Origin of the sequence: Streptosporangium sp. NPDC050855 (assembly GCF_044456585.1) — a bacterium.
Lineage (GTDB): Bacteria > Actinomycetota > Actinomycetes > Streptosporangiales > Streptosporangiaceae > Streptosporangium > Streptosporangium longisporum.
On sequence record NZ_JBITFY010000002.1, the window covers coordinates 512,562 to 530,149 of the forward strand.

11 protein-coding genes are annotated in these 17,588 nt (G+C 71.9%); 4 read left to right on the top strand and 7 right to left on the bottom strand.

Annotation, left to right across the window (positions count from 1 at the left end):
• Positions 1-156: 156 nt before the first annotated feature.
• The 6 genes from ACIBCT_RS07455 to ACIBCT_RS07480 form a co-directional block, all read right to left on the bottom strand.
• Complete coding sequence (locus ACIBCT_RS07455; RefSeq protein WP_399186532.1) at positions 157-999, bottom strand: M55 family metallopeptidase; 843 nt, start codon at positions 997-999, stop codon at positions 157-159.
• Positions 996-2,219 carry a DUF6395 domain-containing protein gene (locus ACIBCT_RS07460; RefSeq protein ID WP_399186533.1) on the bottom strand — a complete coding sequence of 408 codons (1,224 nt, stop codon included), beginning with the start codon at positions 2,217-2,219 and terminating at the stop codon, positions 996-998. The genes ACIBCT_RS07455 and ACIBCT_RS07460 overlap by 4 nt, the downstream gene beginning before the upstream one ends.
• Positions 2,216-2,704 (bottom strand): hypothetical protein, encoded by a 489-nt coding sequence (locus tag ACIBCT_RS07465; protein WP_399186534.1) that lies wholly within the window; start codon positions 2,702-2,704, stop codon positions 2,216-2,218. The genes ACIBCT_RS07460 and ACIBCT_RS07465 overlap by 4 nt, the downstream gene beginning before the upstream one ends.
• Before the next feature lie 241 nt (positions 2,705-2,945).
• Positions 2,946-3,716 (bottom strand): enoyl-CoA hydratase/isomerase family protein, encoded by a 771-nt coding sequence (locus ACIBCT_RS07470; RefSeq protein ID WP_399186535.1) that lies wholly within the window; start codon positions 3,714-3,716, stop codon positions 2,946-2,948.
• Between the two features lie 105 nt (positions 3,717-3,821).
• Entirely contained in the window at positions 3,822-4,928 is a 1,107-nt protein-coding gene (locus ACIBCT_RS07475) for a glycosyltransferase family 4 protein (protein ID WP_399186536.1), read from the bottom strand.
• A 94-nt stretch (positions 4,929-5,022) separates the two neighbouring features.
• The gene (locus tag ACIBCT_RS07480; protein ID WP_399186538.1) at positions 5,023-7,143 is read right to left on the bottom strand and encodes a glycogen debranching N-terminal domain-containing protein; all 2,121 of its coding nucleotides are present in this window, start codon (positions 7,141-7,143) and stop codon (positions 5,023-5,025) included.
• 279 nt (positions 7,144-7,422) lie between these two features.
• Here ACIBCT_RS07480 and ACIBCT_RS07485 point away from each other — a divergent pair, with 279 nt between their 5' ends.
• Positions 7,423-9,303, top strand: a complete 1,881-nt coding sequence (locus ACIBCT_RS07485; RefSeq protein ID WP_399186539.1) for an FAD-dependent oxidoreductase — start codon at positions 7,423-7,425, stop codon at positions 9,301-9,303.
• 160 nt (positions 9,304-9,463) lie between these two features.
• Here the strand turns inward: ACIBCT_RS07485 and glgP are convergent, their stop codons facing one another.
• On the bottom strand, positions 9,464-12,043 hold the full coding sequence (gene glgP, locus ACIBCT_RS07490; RefSeq protein WP_399186540.1) for an alpha-glucan family phosphorylase: 2,580 nt from the start codon (positions 12,041-12,043) through the stop codon (positions 9,464-9,466).
• Positions 12,044-12,392: 349 nt separating this feature from the next.
• Between glgP and ACIBCT_RS07495 the strand changes: the two genes are divergently transcribed.
• The 3 genes from ACIBCT_RS07495 to ACIBCT_RS07505 are packed head-to-tail and all read left to right on the top strand — an operon-like array spanning position 12,393 to position 17,584.
• Positions 12,393-14,516 (top strand): alpha-1,4-glucan--maltose-1-phosphate maltosyltransferase, encoded by a 2,124-nt coding sequence (locus ACIBCT_RS07495; RefSeq protein ID WP_399186541.1) that lies wholly within the window; start codon positions 12,393-12,395, stop codon positions 14,514-14,516.
• 46 nt (positions 14,517-14,562) lie between these two features.
• Entirely contained in the window at positions 14,563-16,266 is a 1,704-nt protein-coding gene (gene treS, locus ACIBCT_RS07500) for a maltose alpha-D-glucosyltransferase (RefSeq protein WP_399186542.1), read from the top strand.
• Positions 16,220-17,584 (top strand): phosphotransferase, encoded by a 1,365-nt coding sequence (locus ACIBCT_RS07505; RefSeq protein ID WP_399186543.1) that lies wholly within the window; start codon positions 16,220-16,222, stop codon positions 17,582-17,584. Before treS ends, ACIBCT_RS07505 begins: the two co-directional genes overlap by 47 nt.
• Positions 17,585-17,588 lie beyond the last annotated feature (4 nt).

Genomic DNA, 17,588 nt, shown 5'->3' on the forward strand with positions numbered 1-17,588 from the left:
GGATCCGTCCGGTGGAGGACGTTCGGGGTGGAGGTTCGGGGTGACGTCCGGGGGTGGAGGGCTGGAGACGTCCGGGAAGAGGGGGATCACGAGAAAGGCCGCAAAGGGGGTGGTCGAAGCGTAGAGGCCGGGGGCACCGGGGAGGGCATCGCGGGATCAGCCGTACACGCCGCTGCGGCAGGCGACCTGGCCGCCGATCATGGCGAAGATGCCCATCAGGGACATGATCTGCGAGAAGTCGTCGGTGGTGAACTCGGTGTGCCGGGGGCCCGCGGCCGTCACGCCGGGCACCAGCGCGCACCCCGCGGCGATCGCGGTGGAGTTCCACTCGATGCCGAGGGTGAACGGCGGCTCGGGCGCGTACGGGCGGAAGTCGGCCAGCCGTCCCAGCGCGCGGGCGGTGGCCTCGCGGATGCGCGCCTGGGCGACGGCGGGCGGCAGCAGCTCGGCGGCGAACCGGTCGACGCCCCGCTTGACCGCGACGGTCTCCACGTCGCCGAGCAGCTCCCTGGCCTCCTCGCAGGCCGCCTCGTCCCCGGTCACCAGGGCCACCGGCACGCCGAGCGACCCCGCGAAGGAGGCGACCAGGCGGATCTCGCCGCACACCTCGCCGTTGAGGTGGACGTTGTGGATCTCCCTGCCCATCCAGGTGTGGTTGAGGACGCCGTGCCGGACGCCGGCCCGCGCGTGGTAGCCGGCGAAGCAGGCCGCCCGGTGGCTCGCGTCGAGCCCCTCGCCCATCCGCAGCGGCTTGCCCGGCCCCCGCAGCAGGGTCGCCCGCTCGTCGAGCAGGTCGATCCTGAGGTTCTTGGTCGACCCGTGGGCGTCGTTGACCCGCACGGCGGTGGCGCCCCCGTCGAACGCCCCGGCCACGACCGCGTTGGCGTCCGCGGTCATCAGCTCGCAGCCGCGCTCGTAGCCGCGCCCTCCGGCGTGCATCTCCTCGGGGTCGGTCAGCCCGCTGACGCCCTCCATGTCGACCGAGACGTAGACCTTCACGCCACCCCCCACGTCTCGACGCGCCGCGCCTCGTCCTCGCTCATGAGACCGATCTCCCCCGTCATGAAGTCGCGAACCCGGCCGCGCCACGGCTCGGGGATCTCCTCGATCGCGGGCGGGTAGCAGCGCTCCAGCCAGGCGGTGGAGGACTCGGTCGCGCCCAGGTACCGCGCCGCCGCGCCGAAGACCGTGTCCTCGACCCCGGGCACCCGGGCGCAGCCGTACTCGATCATCTCCTGGCCCCCGTACGGCGGCGGCTCCTGCCACCTGCGGGCGACCGGGCGGCCCGCGGTGATCGTGGTGCGCAGCGGGCGGCGCTCGACGGCGGCCTGGATGAGCTCCTTGTACAGGCACTTGCCGCAGGTCCCGCAGGGGCCGCCGACGCCGCGCAGGCACCAGCGGACCTGGCCGCGCAGCTCGGAGTTCAGGGCCAGGCGCATCGTGACGGCCTCGCTCACCCCGCCCACCGGGAGCACCAGGTGCACCCCGGCCGCGGCGAACGCCCGTCCCCAGGCTCCGTGCGGGGCCCACATGGGGTTGTCGGGGGTGTAGCGCAGCAGGTAGCGGTCGCCTCCCAGCCAGCGCGACCCCAGCTCGTAGCCGAACGCCAGGCCGCCCAGGTCGAGCTCGTCGGCCATCAGCAGCGCGCCCGCGGCGACCGCGTGGTGCTCGGGGTAGCCGGGCCGCGGCTCGGCGAGCGTGAACTCCAGGTCGGAGCGGACCACGGTGAGCTCGCGACCGGTCGCGGCGGCCAGCTCGGCGAGCACGTCGGAGCGGTAGTGGGTCCAGCGGTTGGGCACCCGCGGGTGGGAGACCCGCTGGAAGTGCACGAACGGCGCGTCCGGCAGCATCGCGGCCACCGCGACCGAGTCCGCGCCGCCGCTGTAGGAGATCGCCAGCCTGCCGCCGGACCGCGCGCCCGTACCCGTCGGACCGGCCTCGACCCCCCAGCCGTCGCCGATCGCCCCGGCGAGGCCGTCGGAGATAGGCCGGTCGAAGACGATCCTGCGCCGGGTCCACGGGGCCGCCACGGTCCACGCGGCGAGGGCGAGCAGGTCGGGGTGGATCTCGCGCGGGGCCCGCGGGAGCTCGATCCGGAAGGAGTTCGTGGCCAGCCTCAGCGGCTGGCCGTCGGCGCACCGGCCGGTGACGTCGTCCTCGGCGTCCAGCCGGAAGGCCATCCGCCAGGTGTCGCCGTCGGCCGTCCAGGTCACCCTCATCCGGTGCTCCCGGCACTCCCGGTGGCCCGGGTGCCTCCGCCGCTTCCGGCGCTTCCGGCGGCCCGCCGGTCCCGTTCCGGCTCCGGGACGGGTCCCGTTTCCGGGGTCCGTGCCGGTTCCGGGGTCCGCTCGGGTCCCGCGGCCCGGTCCGGCTCGGCGGTGACGCGGTCCACGGCCTGCCAGAGCAGCACCTCGTTCCTGAGGACCTCCTCCAGCGCGACCGCGGTCTCCTGGGCCAGCCGGTGGGCGTCGTCCCAGCGCCCGGCCCGCGCCGGGTCCGGCCGGACCCGGGCCACCTGCGCGCGCAGGTCGGCGACCTCCGCGCGCAGCGAGGTGACCTCCCTGGCCAGCGTCCGGACCTCCCAGAGCGCGTCCTTGACGTCCTGCCGGTGATCGGCCCTGGAGATGTACCGGGCGTCGAACCATCCGAGGACCGCCCGTCGCAGCCGGGCGGGCACCAGCGCGCGCTTCACCAACCGCACCATGCTGGCACGATACCGGCAATGCCGGATCTATCCGGCCAATCTCGCGAGGCTCACGGCCCTCGGCGACCCGGCGACGCTCTCGATGCCCGGCGGCCTCCACCGATGCCCGGCGGTGCCCGCCCTGCGCCCGCCCGGGGCCCGTGGGCGCCGCCGGTGCTCCCACCCGGCGCCCACCACACCCCTGGCCGTCCTCCCGGCGCCCTTCGGCGCCCTACGGCGTTCTCGGCGCCTCTCGGCTCTGTCAGCGGCCGGTGAACTCCGCCTTCGTCTTCTCGGAGAAGGCCCGCATCCCGGCCTTGGCGTCCTCGGTGGCGAACAGGCCGGAGAACTGCAGGCGCTCGATCTCCAGGCCGGTGTCGAGGTCGGTCTCCAGGCCGTGGTCGACCGCCTGCTTGGCGGCGCGCAGCGCCAGGGCCGGGCCGCCGGCGAACCGGCCCGCGTAGGCGAGCGCCTCGGCGTACACCTCCTCGTCGGGGACGACCCGGTCCACCAGGCCGAGGGCCAGGGCCTCGGCGGCGGGCACGTGGCGGCCGGTGAAGATGAGGTCCTTGGCCCGGGAGGGGCCGATCAGCCGGGGCAGCCGCTGGGTGCCGCCCGCGCCGGGGATGATGCCGAGCAGGATCTCAGGCTGGCCCAGTCTGGCCGACTCGCCGGCGATCCTGACGTCCGCGCACAGCGCCAGCTCGCAGCCGCCGCCCAGGGCGTAGCCGTTCACCGCGGCGACCACGGGCTTGCCGATCCGCGCCACCGCGGTGAAGCAGTCCTGCAGGGCCCGCGAGTGGGCCGCCATGTCGGCGTACGACATGCCGGCCATCTCCTTGACGTCCACCCCGGCCGCGAAGACCGGCCCTCCGTAGAGGACCACGGCCTGCACGCCCGCGTCGGTGTCCACCTGCCGGGCGCACTCGGCCAGCTCCCGCTGGACCTGCAGGTTGAGCGCGTTCATCTTCGGCCGGTCGAGCCTGATCGTCGCGACCCCGCCGTCCGTCTCCACCCGCACGAACTCACCCATGAACGTCCCTTCGCCGAACCCGCCTCACGCGGCCGGCCCGCGGCCGGCCGCGGGTGTCCCACCGTGTCGTGGTCCACCGTGCCGTGATCCAACATAGGGCGCGGGCTAGTTGACGGGCAGGGCCAGGTCCCTGCTCTCCCCGGCCCTTCTGGGCAGCCCGGCGATCGTCCTGCGGTAGATCGCCTCGTAGCCGCGGGTCATCGTCTCCACGCTGAAGAAGCGTTCCACCCGCGAGCGGCAGGCGCGCGGGTCGAGCGTGCCCGCCGCCTCGATCGCGGCGGGAAGCCCGGCGGGGTCGCTCCGGACGAAGCCGGTGACCCCGTCCACGATCACCTCGGGCACGGCCCCCCTGCCCAGGGCGACCACGGGCGTGCCGCAGGCCATGGCCTCGATCATGACCATGCCGAACGGCTCCTCCCACAGGACGGGGAAGATCAGGCACCTGGCCGCCGCCATCAGCTCGCGCTTGCGGGCGGTGCCGGCCTCCCCGAGGTACTCGGCGTCGGGACCGAGCCTGGGGCCGACCTCGGCGTCGAAGTAGGCGTGCTCGCTCCTCTCGACGAGCTTGCCGGCGAGCAGGATGCGCCGCCCGGCCGCGCGGGCCGCGTCGATGGCCAGGTGCGCGCCCTTGTCCCGGCTGAGCCTGCCCAGCCAGAGCACCCAGTCCTCCTTGCGCTCCCGGTAGGGGAAGGCCCCGGCCTCGACGGCGTTGTGCACGACCCCCACCCAGTTCAGGTCGGGGGCGATGCGCCGCTGCGCCTCGGAGATGGCGACCATCGAGGCCGTGGCGCCGAGCACCCGGTAGTAGTCGCCGAACTCGCCCTCGACCTCCCCGTGGCAGGTGACCACGGTCGGGACGGACCTGGCGGGCGCGTACAGCGGCCCGGCCAGGGAGTGGTCGTGGACGACGTCCACCGCCAGCCCCGCGCTCATCGCGTGGGCCCTGGCCGCGTGCAGCACCTCGGGCAGCGACTCGCCGATCCGCTCGGAGGGCGCCCGCCCGTAGGTGGCCAGGAAACGCGCGGGCGTGCCCGCGCGGCCCGCCCCGATCAGCGTGACGTCGTGCCCGCGCCGGGTCAGCCCGGTGGCGAGACCGGCCACCATCGTCTCGATGCCCCCGTAGCCGCGGGGCGGCACGTCGTACCAGGGCGGCGCGACCAGCAGGACGCGCATGCAGCCGGACCGGTCCGGGATGTCTGTGGAAGAGAGCATGGCCACCTCACCTGCAAGGGCACGGAAGGGCACGGAAGGACACGGAAGGACGGACAGGACACGGGAACAGCGGGGACGCGCGGGGACGCGCGCGTCAGTGGGCCGGCCACATCGCCCTGGCCGGCGGGCCGCGCGGCTCCTCGATCAGGGTGATCCCCTCGGGCAGGCCGCGGACGGACGCGCCGGTGGCGCCCACCTCGATCGTGACGTCGGAGCCCGCGAGCGAGAGCCCCTCGATCCGCAGGCCCTCCAGGTCGGCCGGGCAGAGCCGCAGGTGCCCGCCGGATATCGAGGGGTCGAACCGCAGCATGCTGCGCAGGAGCTGGATCGGGGCCGCGGCGGCCCAGGCCTGCGGTGAGCACGAGGACGGGTAGGGCACGGGCCAGGTGAACTCGGCCCGGTCGAACCCGCAGAACAGCTCGGGCAGCCGCCAGCCGAACGCCTCGGCCGCGTCCAGCAGGCCGTAGGTGATGCGGCCGGCCTCCCGCTCGAAGCCGTAGCGCATCAGGCCCGCCGCGATCAGGGCGTTGTCGTGCGGCCAGACCGAGCCGTTGTGGTAGCTCATCGGGTTGTAGGCCCCCATGTCGCCGGCCAGGGTGCGCACCCCGTACCCGGTGAACATCCGGGGTGAGAGCAGCTGCTCGGCCACCCGGCCGGCGTGGTCCTCGTCCACGATGCCGGTCCACAGGCAGTGGCCCATGTTCGAGGCGAGGCTGTCGACGGCGCGCCCGGCGCCGTCCAGCGCGACCGCGTAGTGCCCCCGGTCCGGCAGCCAGAAGCGCTCGTTGAAGGCGTCCCTGATCCGGCCCGCGCGGGAGGTCCACTGCGCCTCCAGGGCGGCCTGCCCGGCCTTGGCGGCGAAGTGGGCGCGCGCGAGGTAGGCGGCGTAGACGTAGCCCTGGACCTCGGCCAGCGCGATGGGGGCGCGGGCCAGGGTGCCGTCGGCGAAGCTGACGCCGTCGAAGGAGTCCTTCCATCCCTGGTTGGCCAGCCCGTGGTCGGTCTTACGGCGGTAGGACAGGAAGGGGTCGGCCGACCTGCGGATCCAGTCGAGGGCGTCGTCGGCGTAGGGCAGGAGCTCCTGCACGGCCTCGTCGTGCACGCCCCAGCGGCCCAGCTCGCCCAGGACCATCACGAACAGCGGGGTGGAGTCCACCGAGCCGTAGTAGGCGCGGCCCGCGTACGGCGAGGCGCCGCCCTGCCTGCCGAAGCGGAGCTCGTGCAGGATCTTGCCCGGCTCCTCCTCGGTCAGCGGGTCGCTGACGGTGCCCTGCAGCCTGGCCAGGCGGCGCAGCGTGCCCAGCGCGAGCGACTGGTCCATCAGGAGCGCCATCCACGAGGTGAGCAGCGAGTCGCGGCCGAACAGGGTCATGAACCACGGCGCGCCCGCGGCGATCGTGGGGGGATCGTCGGGCCGGTCCGGCTCGAAGAGCCGCAGCGCCCCCAGATCCTTCCTGGAACGTTCCAGGACGGCGGACAGGAACCGGTCCGGGGTGGTGATCACCGGGCTGCGGCGCTCCCAGTCGACGCGGCGCCTGACCGGTTCGGCGTGCTCCAGCGGGTGGTGGGCGGGGAAGCGGCCGGGCGACTCCTCGCCCTCCAGGATCGGGTTGACCTGCAGTCCGGCCGTCCACTCGCCGCGCGCGGGCACCAGGACGCGGAAGACGAGCAGGCCGGGCCCGGCGAACGGCGCGGGGTCGGCCACCACCCTGGTGCCCCGCCCGCGGCAGGCCGAGACGATCAGCAGCCCGGACCGGTCGGCGGTCGTCTCCACGTCGCTCACGTGCCGGACCCGTCCGGCCTTCACCTCGAACAGGTCGGCCACGTCGGAGCCGACGTGCAGGGCGACCACGCACCCGGCCGGCTCGTCGGAGAGGTTGCGCAGGGTCAGGTCCTCGCGCAGGCCGCCGCCGACGTAGCGGTCCCTGATCACCAGCAGGGTGCTCTCGGCCCGCCCCGGGCGCGGTCCGGCCCGGCCGACGAACGTCGCGTGGTACGGCTCGCCCGAGACCACCCGCAGGCCCTCCACGGGCAGCTCGTCCACCCGCAGCTCCCAGCGCGACAGCAGCCGGGTGTCGGCGTGGTAGACGCCCTGGGACCCGCCCTGCAGGATGTCGCCGTTACGGGCGCACACGCAGAAGGAACCCCCCTCGACCAGGGTGACCGTGGTGTCGCCCAGCGCGGCCGGCTGTCCCTCGGACGTCCATGCGCTCACTAGCCCGCCCCCAACAAGAGGGATATGTCCGTCATATTGGGATTCCCTAGTAAAGAGCTAAAGAACAATGCAAAAGACATTATTAGCGCCTTTTGCCCTTTAAAAGACGTTTTTCGTTTCGGGCCCGGCCCCTCCCCGTACTCCCCCTCCCGACAAAGGCCGCGAAAAACCGAGCCTTCCCGTATCGGTTGGAGTCACAGCCCGGCGGACCCTGGCATACCCGTACGTGACCGGATAGTAGTCGTCTCATTACTCTTCGTGACGATCAAAGGAGGGCACGTGCCAGGTATCGACCGTCGGGGGTTCGCCAGGCTGGCCGGGCTGGGCGCGGTGGGGGCCGTGGGCTCGGCCGTGGGCTCGGGAACGGCGGCACGGGCGGGGGTCCCGCTCGCGGACCCGGTCCGCGCGCCCGGCCCGGGACCGCGCCGGGCCAGGAGCTGGGACACCTGCGTGTCCGTGGCGCGCGACCTGCTGCTGGTCGGCGAGGACGGCTCCGACCTCAAGCTGAGGTATCTCAAGGTGCTGATCGACGACGGCCTGCCCAGGACCCGCTCGCCCAAGCGGGTCCTGGTCGTCGGCGCCGGGATCTCCGGGCTGGTGGCCGCCACCCTGCTCAAGCGGGCCGGGCACCGGGTCACCGTCATCGAGGCCAACGGCGACCGGATCGGCGGCCGGATCAAGACCTTCAGGTCCGGGTTCGCCGACCGCTCGCAGTACGCCGAGGCCGGGGCCATGCGCATCCCCGACTTCCACCCGCTCACGCTCGCGCTGATCGACAGGCTCGGCATCCCCCGCCGGCTGTTTTTCAACGTGGACGTGCGGCCCGGCGACGCGCCCACCGGCCCGGTCCCGCCCGTCGTCTACACCCCGCGCCAGGGCCCCGTCTGGCGTTCGGGCCCCTCGCGCGGGGAGTTCACCGCCCCCGCGCGGGCCGACCGCACCTGGATCCGGGTCAACGGCATCTCCCAGCGCCGTGACGAGTACGCCAGGGACCCGCGCAGGATCAACGCCTCGTTCGGGCTGGACGACCGCAGGACGGCCGGCAGGATCCTGGACGACGCGCTCGACCCGGTCCGCGACCACTTCTCCGTCGTCCGCGGCTCCGGGCGGGTCGACAAGCCGCTGCCCGAGCTGATCGAGGGCTGGGCCCGGGTGCTGCAGGAGTTCGACGACCACTCGATGAACCGCTTCCTGCGCGAGCGGGCCGGGCTGAGCGACGCGGCGATCGACTGCATCGGCACCCTGGAGAACCTCACCTCCCGGCTCCCGCTGTCGTTCATGCACACCTTCCTCACCCGCAGCCTGGTCAACCCCTCGGCGACCTACTGGGAGATGGCCGGGGGGAGCTGGCAGCTGCCCTACCGCCTGCGCCCCGGGCTGGGCCGCGACATCCGGATGGACCGCCGGGCCACCCGGATCGAGCAGACCGCGCGCGGCGTGCGCGTCGAGACCGTCACCGAGACCGGCAGCACCGAGTCGGTCTCCCGGCCGCAGGGCAGGGCGGAGACGTTCGAGGGGGACGTCGCGATCATCACGGTCCCGTTCTCGGCGCTGCGCCACGTGGAGATCGCCCCGGCCCTCCCCTACCCCAAGCGGCGCGCGATCATCGAGCTGCACTACGACTCCGCGACCAAGGTGCTGCTGGAGTTCCGCAGGCGCTGGTGGGAGTTCGACGAACGCGACTGGCGGCGCGAGCTCGGCTCCCGCTACCGCCCGGGGACCGCGAGCCGCACCATGGGCGGCGGCTCGGTCACCGACAACGCCAACCGGTTCGTCTACTTCCCCTCCCACCCGGTGCCCGGCAGCGAGGGCGGGGTCGTGCTGGCGAGCTACGCCTGGGCCGACGACGCCTCCCGCTGGGACTCCATGCACGACACCGAGCGCTACGGCCACGCGCTGCGCGGCCTTCAGGAGGTGTACGGGGAGCGCATCGCGGAGTTCTACACCGGCCACGGCCGCACCCAGAGCTGGCTGCGCAACCGCTACGCCTTCGGCGAGGCCGCCGTCTTCACCCCCGGGCAGATGACCGAGATCCACCCGGCCATCGCCACCCCGGCGGGACGGCTGCACTTCGCCGGCGAGCACACCTCGCTGAAGCACTCCTGGATCGAGGGCGCCCTGGAGTCGGCCGTCCGCACCGCGCTGGAGGTGCACGCCTGACCTCCGCGGAGGGCGAGGCCCCCGCGGAAGGCGGGCGAATTCGAGGCCCGCCCTCCCTGCGGCGTGACCGCGGGGAGGGCGGGGCCCTTCCGGCACCTCGTCAGGGCCTCGCCGGGACCTCCGGTGAGGGTCCTCACCGGGGCCCGTCGGGGCGCCCTCCTCAGCGCAGGGTGCCGTTGGTCATGCCGACCGGCTCCTCCGGGACGGTGACCAGGCCGAGCTCGGCCGTGGACGCCACCAGCGGGTGGTCGGGGACGACCCTGACCGTGTAGCCGAAGGGACCGGTCCGCTCCAGCGGGACGGTCCCGGCGAAGACGGCCCGGCCGTCGTCGCCCTCGGACTCGACGGTCAGGTCGGCGTAGGCGGGGTCGGAGAGGTCGTCGTGGTCCCCCACCCGGCCGTAGGCCGCCTGCACCCGGATGTCACCGGGCTCCAGCTCGCCCAGCGCGATGGTGGCCCGCAGCTCCAGCGAGGAGCCCAGCTCCGGGGTGTCCCCCAGGCCCGAGGTCTCCACGTGCTCGACCCGCACGCCCGGCCAGGCGCGGCCGACCTTGAGCTTCCAGGCCGCGAAACCTCTGGCCCGCTCGTGGCCGTCGCCGGACAGGGCCCGCGCGGACGCCGCGGCCGGGGCGTACAGCCCGACCACGTAGTCGCGGAGCATCCGCCCGGCGAGCACCTTGGGGCCGAGCGAGGCCAGCGTGTGCCTGACCATCTCCAGCCAGCGCCGGGGCAGGCCGTCGGCGCGGTCGTAGAAGCGGTCGGCCACCTCGTGCTCGATCAGGTCGTACAGGGCGGTGGCCTCCAGCTCGTCACGCCGGTCGGGGTCGGCGACGCCGTCGGCGGTGGGGATGGCCCAGCCGTTGGTGCCGTCGTACCACTCGTCCCACCAGCCGTCGCGGATCGACAGGTTGAGCCCGCCGTTGAGCGCGGCCTTCATGCCGGAGGTGCCGCACGCCTCCAGCGGGCGGAGCGGGTTGTTCATCCACACGTCGCAGCCCTGCACGAGCAGCTGGCCCAGGGCCATGTCGTAGTCGGGCAGGAAGACGATGCGATGCCGGACGTCCTCGGAGTCGGCGAACTTCACGATCTGCTGGATGAGCTTCTTGCCGCCCTCGTCGGCCGGGTGCGCCTTGCCCGCGATCACGATCTGGATCGGCTTGACCGGGTCCAGCAGCAGCGCGCGCAGGCGGTCGGGGTCCGACAGCATCAGGGTGAGCCGCTTGTACGAGGGCACCCGGCGGGCGAAGCCGATGGTCAGCACCTCGGGGTCGAGGGCCTCGTCCACCCAGCCCAGCTCGGCCCGGGAGGCGCCCCGGTTCAGCCACGACTGGCGCAGCCGCTCGCGGGCCGCCCGGACCAGCCTCTCGCGCATCCTGCCGCGGATGCCCCACACGTCGCCGTCGCTGACCTTGGCGATGCTCTCCCAGCCCTGGGCGCGCTCGACCAGCGTGGGCAGTTCCTGACCGGCCAGCTCCATGATCTCGCGGCCGACCCAGGTGGGGGCGTGCACACCGTTGGTGATGAAGCCGATCGGCACCTCGGCGGTGTCGAAGCCCGGCCACAGGCCCTGGAACATCCCCCGGCTGACCTCGCCGTGCAGCTCGGAGACGCCGTTGACCCGCTGGGCCAGCCGCATGCCCATCGCGGCCATGTTGAACTTGCCGGCCTCCTCCTCGGCGCCGAGCGCGAGGATGCGGTCGACCGGGACCGTGGGCCAGGCGTTGTCGCCGCCGAACTGGCGGGCGATCATCTCCGCGGGGAAGCGGTCGATGCCGGCGGGCACCGGGGTGTGGGTGGTGAAGACGGTGCCGGCCCGGACCGCCTCCAGGGCCTCGTCGAAGGAGAGCCTGGCCTCGGTGAGCTCGCGGATGCGCTCCAGGCCCAGGAAGCCGGCGTGGCCCTCGTTGGTGTGGAACACCTCGGGCTCGGCGTGCCCGGTGACCCGGCAGTAGGCGCGGATGGCGCGGACGCCGCCGACGCCGAGCAGCAGCTCCTGCAGCAGCCGGTGGTCGGTGCCGCCGCCGTAGAGGCGGTCGGTGACGTCACGGGCGGCGGTGTCGTTCTCGGCCACGTCGGAGTCGAGGAGCAGCAGCGGCACCCTGCCGACCTGGAGCACCCAGACCTGGGAGTGCAGCGTGCGGCCCTCGGGAAGGCTGATCTTGATGCGTACGGGGGCGCCGTCCTGCTCGCGGAGCAGGGTCAGCGGCAGGCCGCCCGGGTCCAGCGAGGGGTAGTGCTCCAGCTGCCAGCCCTCCGGGGAGAGGGACTGGGTGAAGTAGCCGTGCCGGTAGAGCAGGCCCACGGCCAGGATCGGCACCCCGAGGTCGCTGGCCGCCTTGAGGTGGTCGCCGGCCAGGATGCCCAGGCCGCCGGAGTACTGCGGCAGGGCGGCGGCGATGCCGTACTCCGGGGAGAAGTAGGCGACGGCACGGGGAGCGTCCGGGATGGTCTGGTACCACCGGGGCGCGGTCATGTACTCGCGAAGATCGTCGGCGGCGTCGGCCAGGCGCCGCAGGAAGCGGCGGTCGGCGGCGAGCTCGCGGAGCCGGTCGGCCTCCACCGCGCCCAGCAGGGCGACGGGGTCGTGGCCGACACGCGCCCAGATGGCCGGATCGACCTCGCCGAAGAGGTCCAGCGTCTCCGGGTGCCATGACCAGCGCAGATTCAGGACGAGCTCGCCGAGGGAGGCCAGCTCCGGGGGCAGGACGGTGCGGACGGTAAACCTACGGATTGCTCTCACGGTGCCAGACCCTAGTTACTCAGCGCCACGAGGGCGACCTCAACACTCAACGCGTCTCCCCCTCACCGGTATCAAACCGTCCCAAACACATCACAGACAGGTCATCAACTGTGAGGACGGCTCGCCGGAGAGTAAGAGGTCTCGCACTCTATCCAGAGCCACGCATGAAGATGGACTATTGGGGCACCGGACATACGAGCCAGCCCTACCGCCCTCGGGAACCGGCCGTCCCAGCTGGGCAGGGTTCCGCCCTGCCCGATGACGGCCGCCGGGAACGCTTGAAAAACGAAGATCTTCCTTGCTGACTTCCCCGGCGGTACCGGGCGTGCCGCCGCTACCTTGAGACGCGATGATCGGACGAATTCCCATTCAGGACATCCACCCCACGGTCGACTGCGGGCGCCGCCCCGCGAAGGCCGCCGCGGGTGAGACCTTCGAGATCTCCGCGACCGTGTTCCGCGAGGGACACGACGCGGTCGCCGCGGGCGTGGTGCTGACCGGCCCCGGCAAGGTGCGCGGCCCGCTGCTGCCCATGGCCGAGCTCAATCCGGGCACCGACCGCTGGGGCGTGGAGGTGACGCTGCCCACCGAGGGTGAGTGGCGTTTCCGCGTGGAGGCCTGGGGCGACCCCGTGGCCACCTGGCTGCACGACGCGGGCATCAAGATCCCTCGTGATCTGGACGCCGACCTGATGTGCGAGGAGGGGGCCCGGCTCTTCGAGCGCGCGGCCAAGGCCGTCCGGCCCGCCGACTGCCGCCCGGTGACCGCCGCGGTGGCGGCCACCGTGGCGACGACCGGTCCCGCCGGGCGCAAGGGCGGGCGCAAGCGGCCCGAGGCCGCCCCGGAGCAGCACGTCTGCGGGCACCGCGCCGCGCTCCAGGCGGTGGCCGCCCGGCTGCGCGACCCGGAGATCGACCCGCGCGCCCGGTTCAGCATCGCGCAGGCGCCGGAGACCGCGGCGCTGCTGCGCGCGCACCCGCTGCGGGACCTGGTGACCCGCTCGGCGCCGCGCACGATCCTGGTCCATCGCCGCAGGGCGCTGTTCGGGTCGTGGTACGAGTTCTTCCCGCGTTCCGAGGGTGCGATCATCGAGCACGGCGTCGCCCCCAAGTCCGGCACCTTCGCCACCGCGGCCGAGCGCCTGCCCGCCGTGGCGAGGATGGGCTTCGACGTGGTCTACCTGCCGCCGATCCACCCGATCGGGCACAGCTTCCGCAAGGGGCGGAACAACACCCTCACCCCCGAGCCGTACGACCCGGGCTCGCCCTGGGCGATCGGCTCGGCCGAGGGCGGCCACGACGCCATCCACCCCGAGCTGGGCACGTTCGACGACTTCGACGCCTTCGTGGCCAAGACCCGCGAGCTGGGCATGGAGGTCGCCATCGACCTCGCCCTGCAGTGCGCGCCCGACCACCCCTGGGTCAAGGAGCACCCGGAGTGGTTCAACATCCGCGCCGACGGCTCGATCGCGTACGCGGAGAACCCGCCCAAGAAGTACCAGGACATCTACCCGCTGAACTTCGACAAGGACCCCAAGGGGATCTACGAGGAGATCAGGCGGGTGGTGCGGCTCTGGATGGACCACGGGGTGCGGATCTTCCGGGTGGACAACCCGCACACCAAGCCGGTCTCCTTCTGGGAGAAGCTGCTGGCCGACGTCCACACCACCGACCCGGACGTGTTGTTCCTGGCCGAGGCGTTCACCCGGCCGGCCATGATGCGGATGCTGGCCAAGGTCGGCTTCCACCAGTCGTACACGTACTACACGTGGAAGAACTCCCGCGCGGACGTGGAAGAATACCTGGGCGAGCTCTCGCACGAGACGTCGCACTACATGCGGCCGAACGTGTTCGTGAACACCCCTGATATTCTCCACGAGTACCTGCAACACGGGGGAGTCCCGGCATTTCGGATCAGAGCCATACTCGCGGCCACGTCCATGCCGACCTGGGGCGTGTACGCCGGATACGAACTTGCGGAGAATGTCCCGGTAAGGCCAGGTAGTGAAGAATACCTAGATAGCGAGAAATACCAGTACAGACCCCGGGATTGGGAAGCGGCCGAACGAGAGGGCCGTAGCCTGGCCCCGCTCATCACGCAACTCAACTTGTTCCGAAGAGCCCACCCGGCGCTCCAGGAACTGCGTAATCTACGTTTCCACAGCGTTAACAATCCGGACGTGGTCTGCTTCTCCAAGCGGCTGCCCGGCGCCTATGACACGGCCACACGACGGCACGGCCTGGGCGACGTGGTCCTCGTTGTCGTGAACCTGGACCCGCACCACACCCATGAGGCGACGGTGTCGCTGGACATGCCGGCCCTCGGTCTCGACTGGCAAGCCGAGTTCGTCGTGGACGACGAACTGTCGGGCGAGTCGTACCGCTGGCGGCAGGACAACTACGTGCGCCTCGATCCCCACATCCACCCAGCGCACGTCTTCACTCTGCGTGCCGCGGCGGCGAACCAGCGGTGAGCCGGCCGGGTACGCGTATACCGGCGAAACAGCGGGGAGTCCACTGGTGAGTCAGCTACACGAGCCCATCCCGAACACCTTCGACGAGGAAAAGCCGCGTGATCCGTACTGGTTCAAGCGCGCCGTCTTCTACGAGGTTCTCATCCGGGGCTTCGCCGATTCCAACGGCGACGGCACCGGAGACATCCGCGGTCTGATCCAGAAACTGGACTATCTCCAGTGGCTGGGCGTGGACTGCCTCTGGCTGCTGCCGCTGTACGAGTCGCCGCTGCGTGACGGCGGGTACGACATCGCCGACTTCATGAAGATCCTGCCTGACTTCGGCGACCTCGGGGATTTCGTGAAGCTGGTCGACGAGGCGCACAAGCGCGGCATGCGGGTCATCGCCGACCTGGTGATGAACCACACCAGTGACCAGCACCCGTGGTTCCAGGCCTCCCGGCACGACCCGGAGGGCCCGTTCGGCGACTTCTACGTCTGGAACGACAACGACGAGCTGTACAAGGACGCCCGGATCATCTTCGTCGACACCGAGACGTCGAACTGGACCCACGACCCGGTCCGCGGGCAGTACTACTGGCACCGCTTCTTCAGCCACCAGCCCGACCTGAACTACGAGAACCCCGACGTGCAGGACGCGATGCTGGAGGTCCTGCGCTTCTGGCTGGACCTGGGCATCGACGGCTTCCGGATGGACGCCATCCCGTACCTGTTCGAGTCCGACGGCACCAACTGCGAGAACCTGCCCCGCACCCACGAGTACCTCAAGCGGGTCAGGGCCGAGGTCGACCGGCTCTACCCCGACCGGGTGCTGCTGGCCGAGGCCAACCAGTGGCCCGCCGACGTGGTCGAGTACTTCGGCGACCCGGCCACCGGGGGCGACGAGTGCCACATGGCGTTCCACTTCCCGCTGATGCCGCGCATCTTCATGGCGGTCAGGCGGGAGTCGCGCTACCCGATCTCCGAGATCATGGCCCAGACGCCGAAGATTCCGGAGAACTGCCAGTGGGGCATCTTCCTGCGCAACCACGACGAGCTCACCCTCGAGATGGTGACCGACGACGAGCGCGACTACATGTACTCGGAGTACGCCAAGGACCCGCGGATGCGGGCCAACGTCGGCATCCGGCGGCGGCTGGCGCCGCTGCTGGAGAACGACCGCAACCAGATCGAGCTGTTCACGGCGCTGCTGCTCTCCCTTCCGGGATCTCCCGTGCTGTACTACGGCGATGAGATCGGGATGGGCGACAACATCTGGCTGGGCGACCGCGACGGCGTCCGTACCCCGATGCAGTGGAGCCCGGACCGCAACGCCGGGTTCTCCGAGTGCGACCCGGGCCGGCTCTACCTGCCGGTCATCATGGACCCGATCTACGGTTTCCAGGCGCTCAACGTCGAGGCCCAGCAGCGCAGCGCGGGCTCGCTGCTGCACTGGACCAAGCGCATGATCGACATCCGCAAGCGGCACCCGGTCTTCGGGCTGGGCGAGTTCACCGAGCTGAACTCCTCCAACCCGAGCGTGCTGGCCTTCGTCCGAGAGCTGGGCGACGACCGTATGCTCTGCGTCAACAACCTGTCACGGTTCCCCCAGCCGGTGGAGCTCGACCTCCGCCGTTTCGAAGGATCCGTTCCGGTGGAGACGATGGGCGGGGTTCCCTTCCCTTCAATTGGCGAACTTCCGTATCTTTTGACGCTCCCTGGGCATGGGTTCTACTGGTTCACCTTGCCGCCCGCGTCCCAGGAGGCGTAACGCCGTGTTGACGGAGCTCCTTACCGGTTGGATCACCCATCAGCGTTGGTTCGCCGGTAAGGGGCGCCCGATCGACGATCTCGTCGTCGATTCGGACGTCGAGTTGTCACCCCGCCTACGCCATTTGATCATCTCGGTCCACCAGTCCGGTGCCCGCGACCGCTACCAGCTCCTGCTGGGCAGCGAGGCACCGGAGTGGGCCCGTTTCAAGGCCGCCCACATCGGCGAGGGCTACTACGACGCCGCCTACGACGCCGACCTCACCGTGGCCCTGCTGGAGGGCATGGCCGAGGGCCGCGACACGGGGCCGCTGCGCTTCCGCCACGTCGAGGGCGTGGAGATCGACACCTCCCTGCGCAGCCTGGTCCTGGGCGCCGAGCAGTCCAACACCTCGCTGGTCTACGGCGAGACCTACATCTGCAAGCTCTTCCGCCGCCTGAACCCCGGGATCAACCCCGAGCTGGAGATCGTCACCGCCCTGGCCCGCCACGGCGGCCGGAACATCGCCCGCCCGTACGGCTGGATCGAGGCCGACCTGGACGGCGAGCCCACCACGCTGGCGATGACCCAGGAGTTCCTGCCGAACGCCAACGACGGCTGGGCGCTGGCGCTGGCCAGCGTCCGCGACCTGTACGGGTCGCTGGAGGGGTCGGCCTCCGACGCGGGCGGCGACTTCAGCTCCGAGGCCTACCGCCTGGGGATCACCACCGCCCAGATCCACCACGAGCTCGCAGGCGCCTTCCCGACGGACACGATCGAGCCGCAGGAGGTCAAGCGGATGGTCGAGGAGTTCCGCCGCCGCCTGGGCACCGCGGTGGAGGAGGTGCCCGAGCTGGGCGAGTACGCCCACGTGGCCGAGGAGGCCTACCAGCGCGTCACCGACGTGGCCTCCGAGACGCGGGTCCAGCGGGTGCACGGCGACTACCACCTGGGCCAGGTGATGCGCACCACCACCGACTGGATCGTCCTGGACTTCGAGGGCGAGCCGGGCCAGCCCATGGCCGAGCGCCGGGCCCTGGCCTCCCCGCTGCGGGACGTGGCCGGCATGCTGCGCTCCTTCGACTACGCCGCCCGCCACCTGCTGGCCGACCACTCCAACGCCGACGAGCTGCGCCCCCGCGCGGTGGAGTGGGCCGAGCTCAACCGCTCGTCGTTCCTGGCCGGCTACTCCGCCGGCGGCGGCCACCTGCGCGCCGAGGACGCCGTCCTGCTCCGCGCCCTGGAGCTGGACAAGGCCGCCTACGAAGTCCTCTACGAGGCCCGCAACCGGCCCACCTGGATGCACATCCCGATGTCGGCCTTCCAGATGGGCCGCTAGGTCC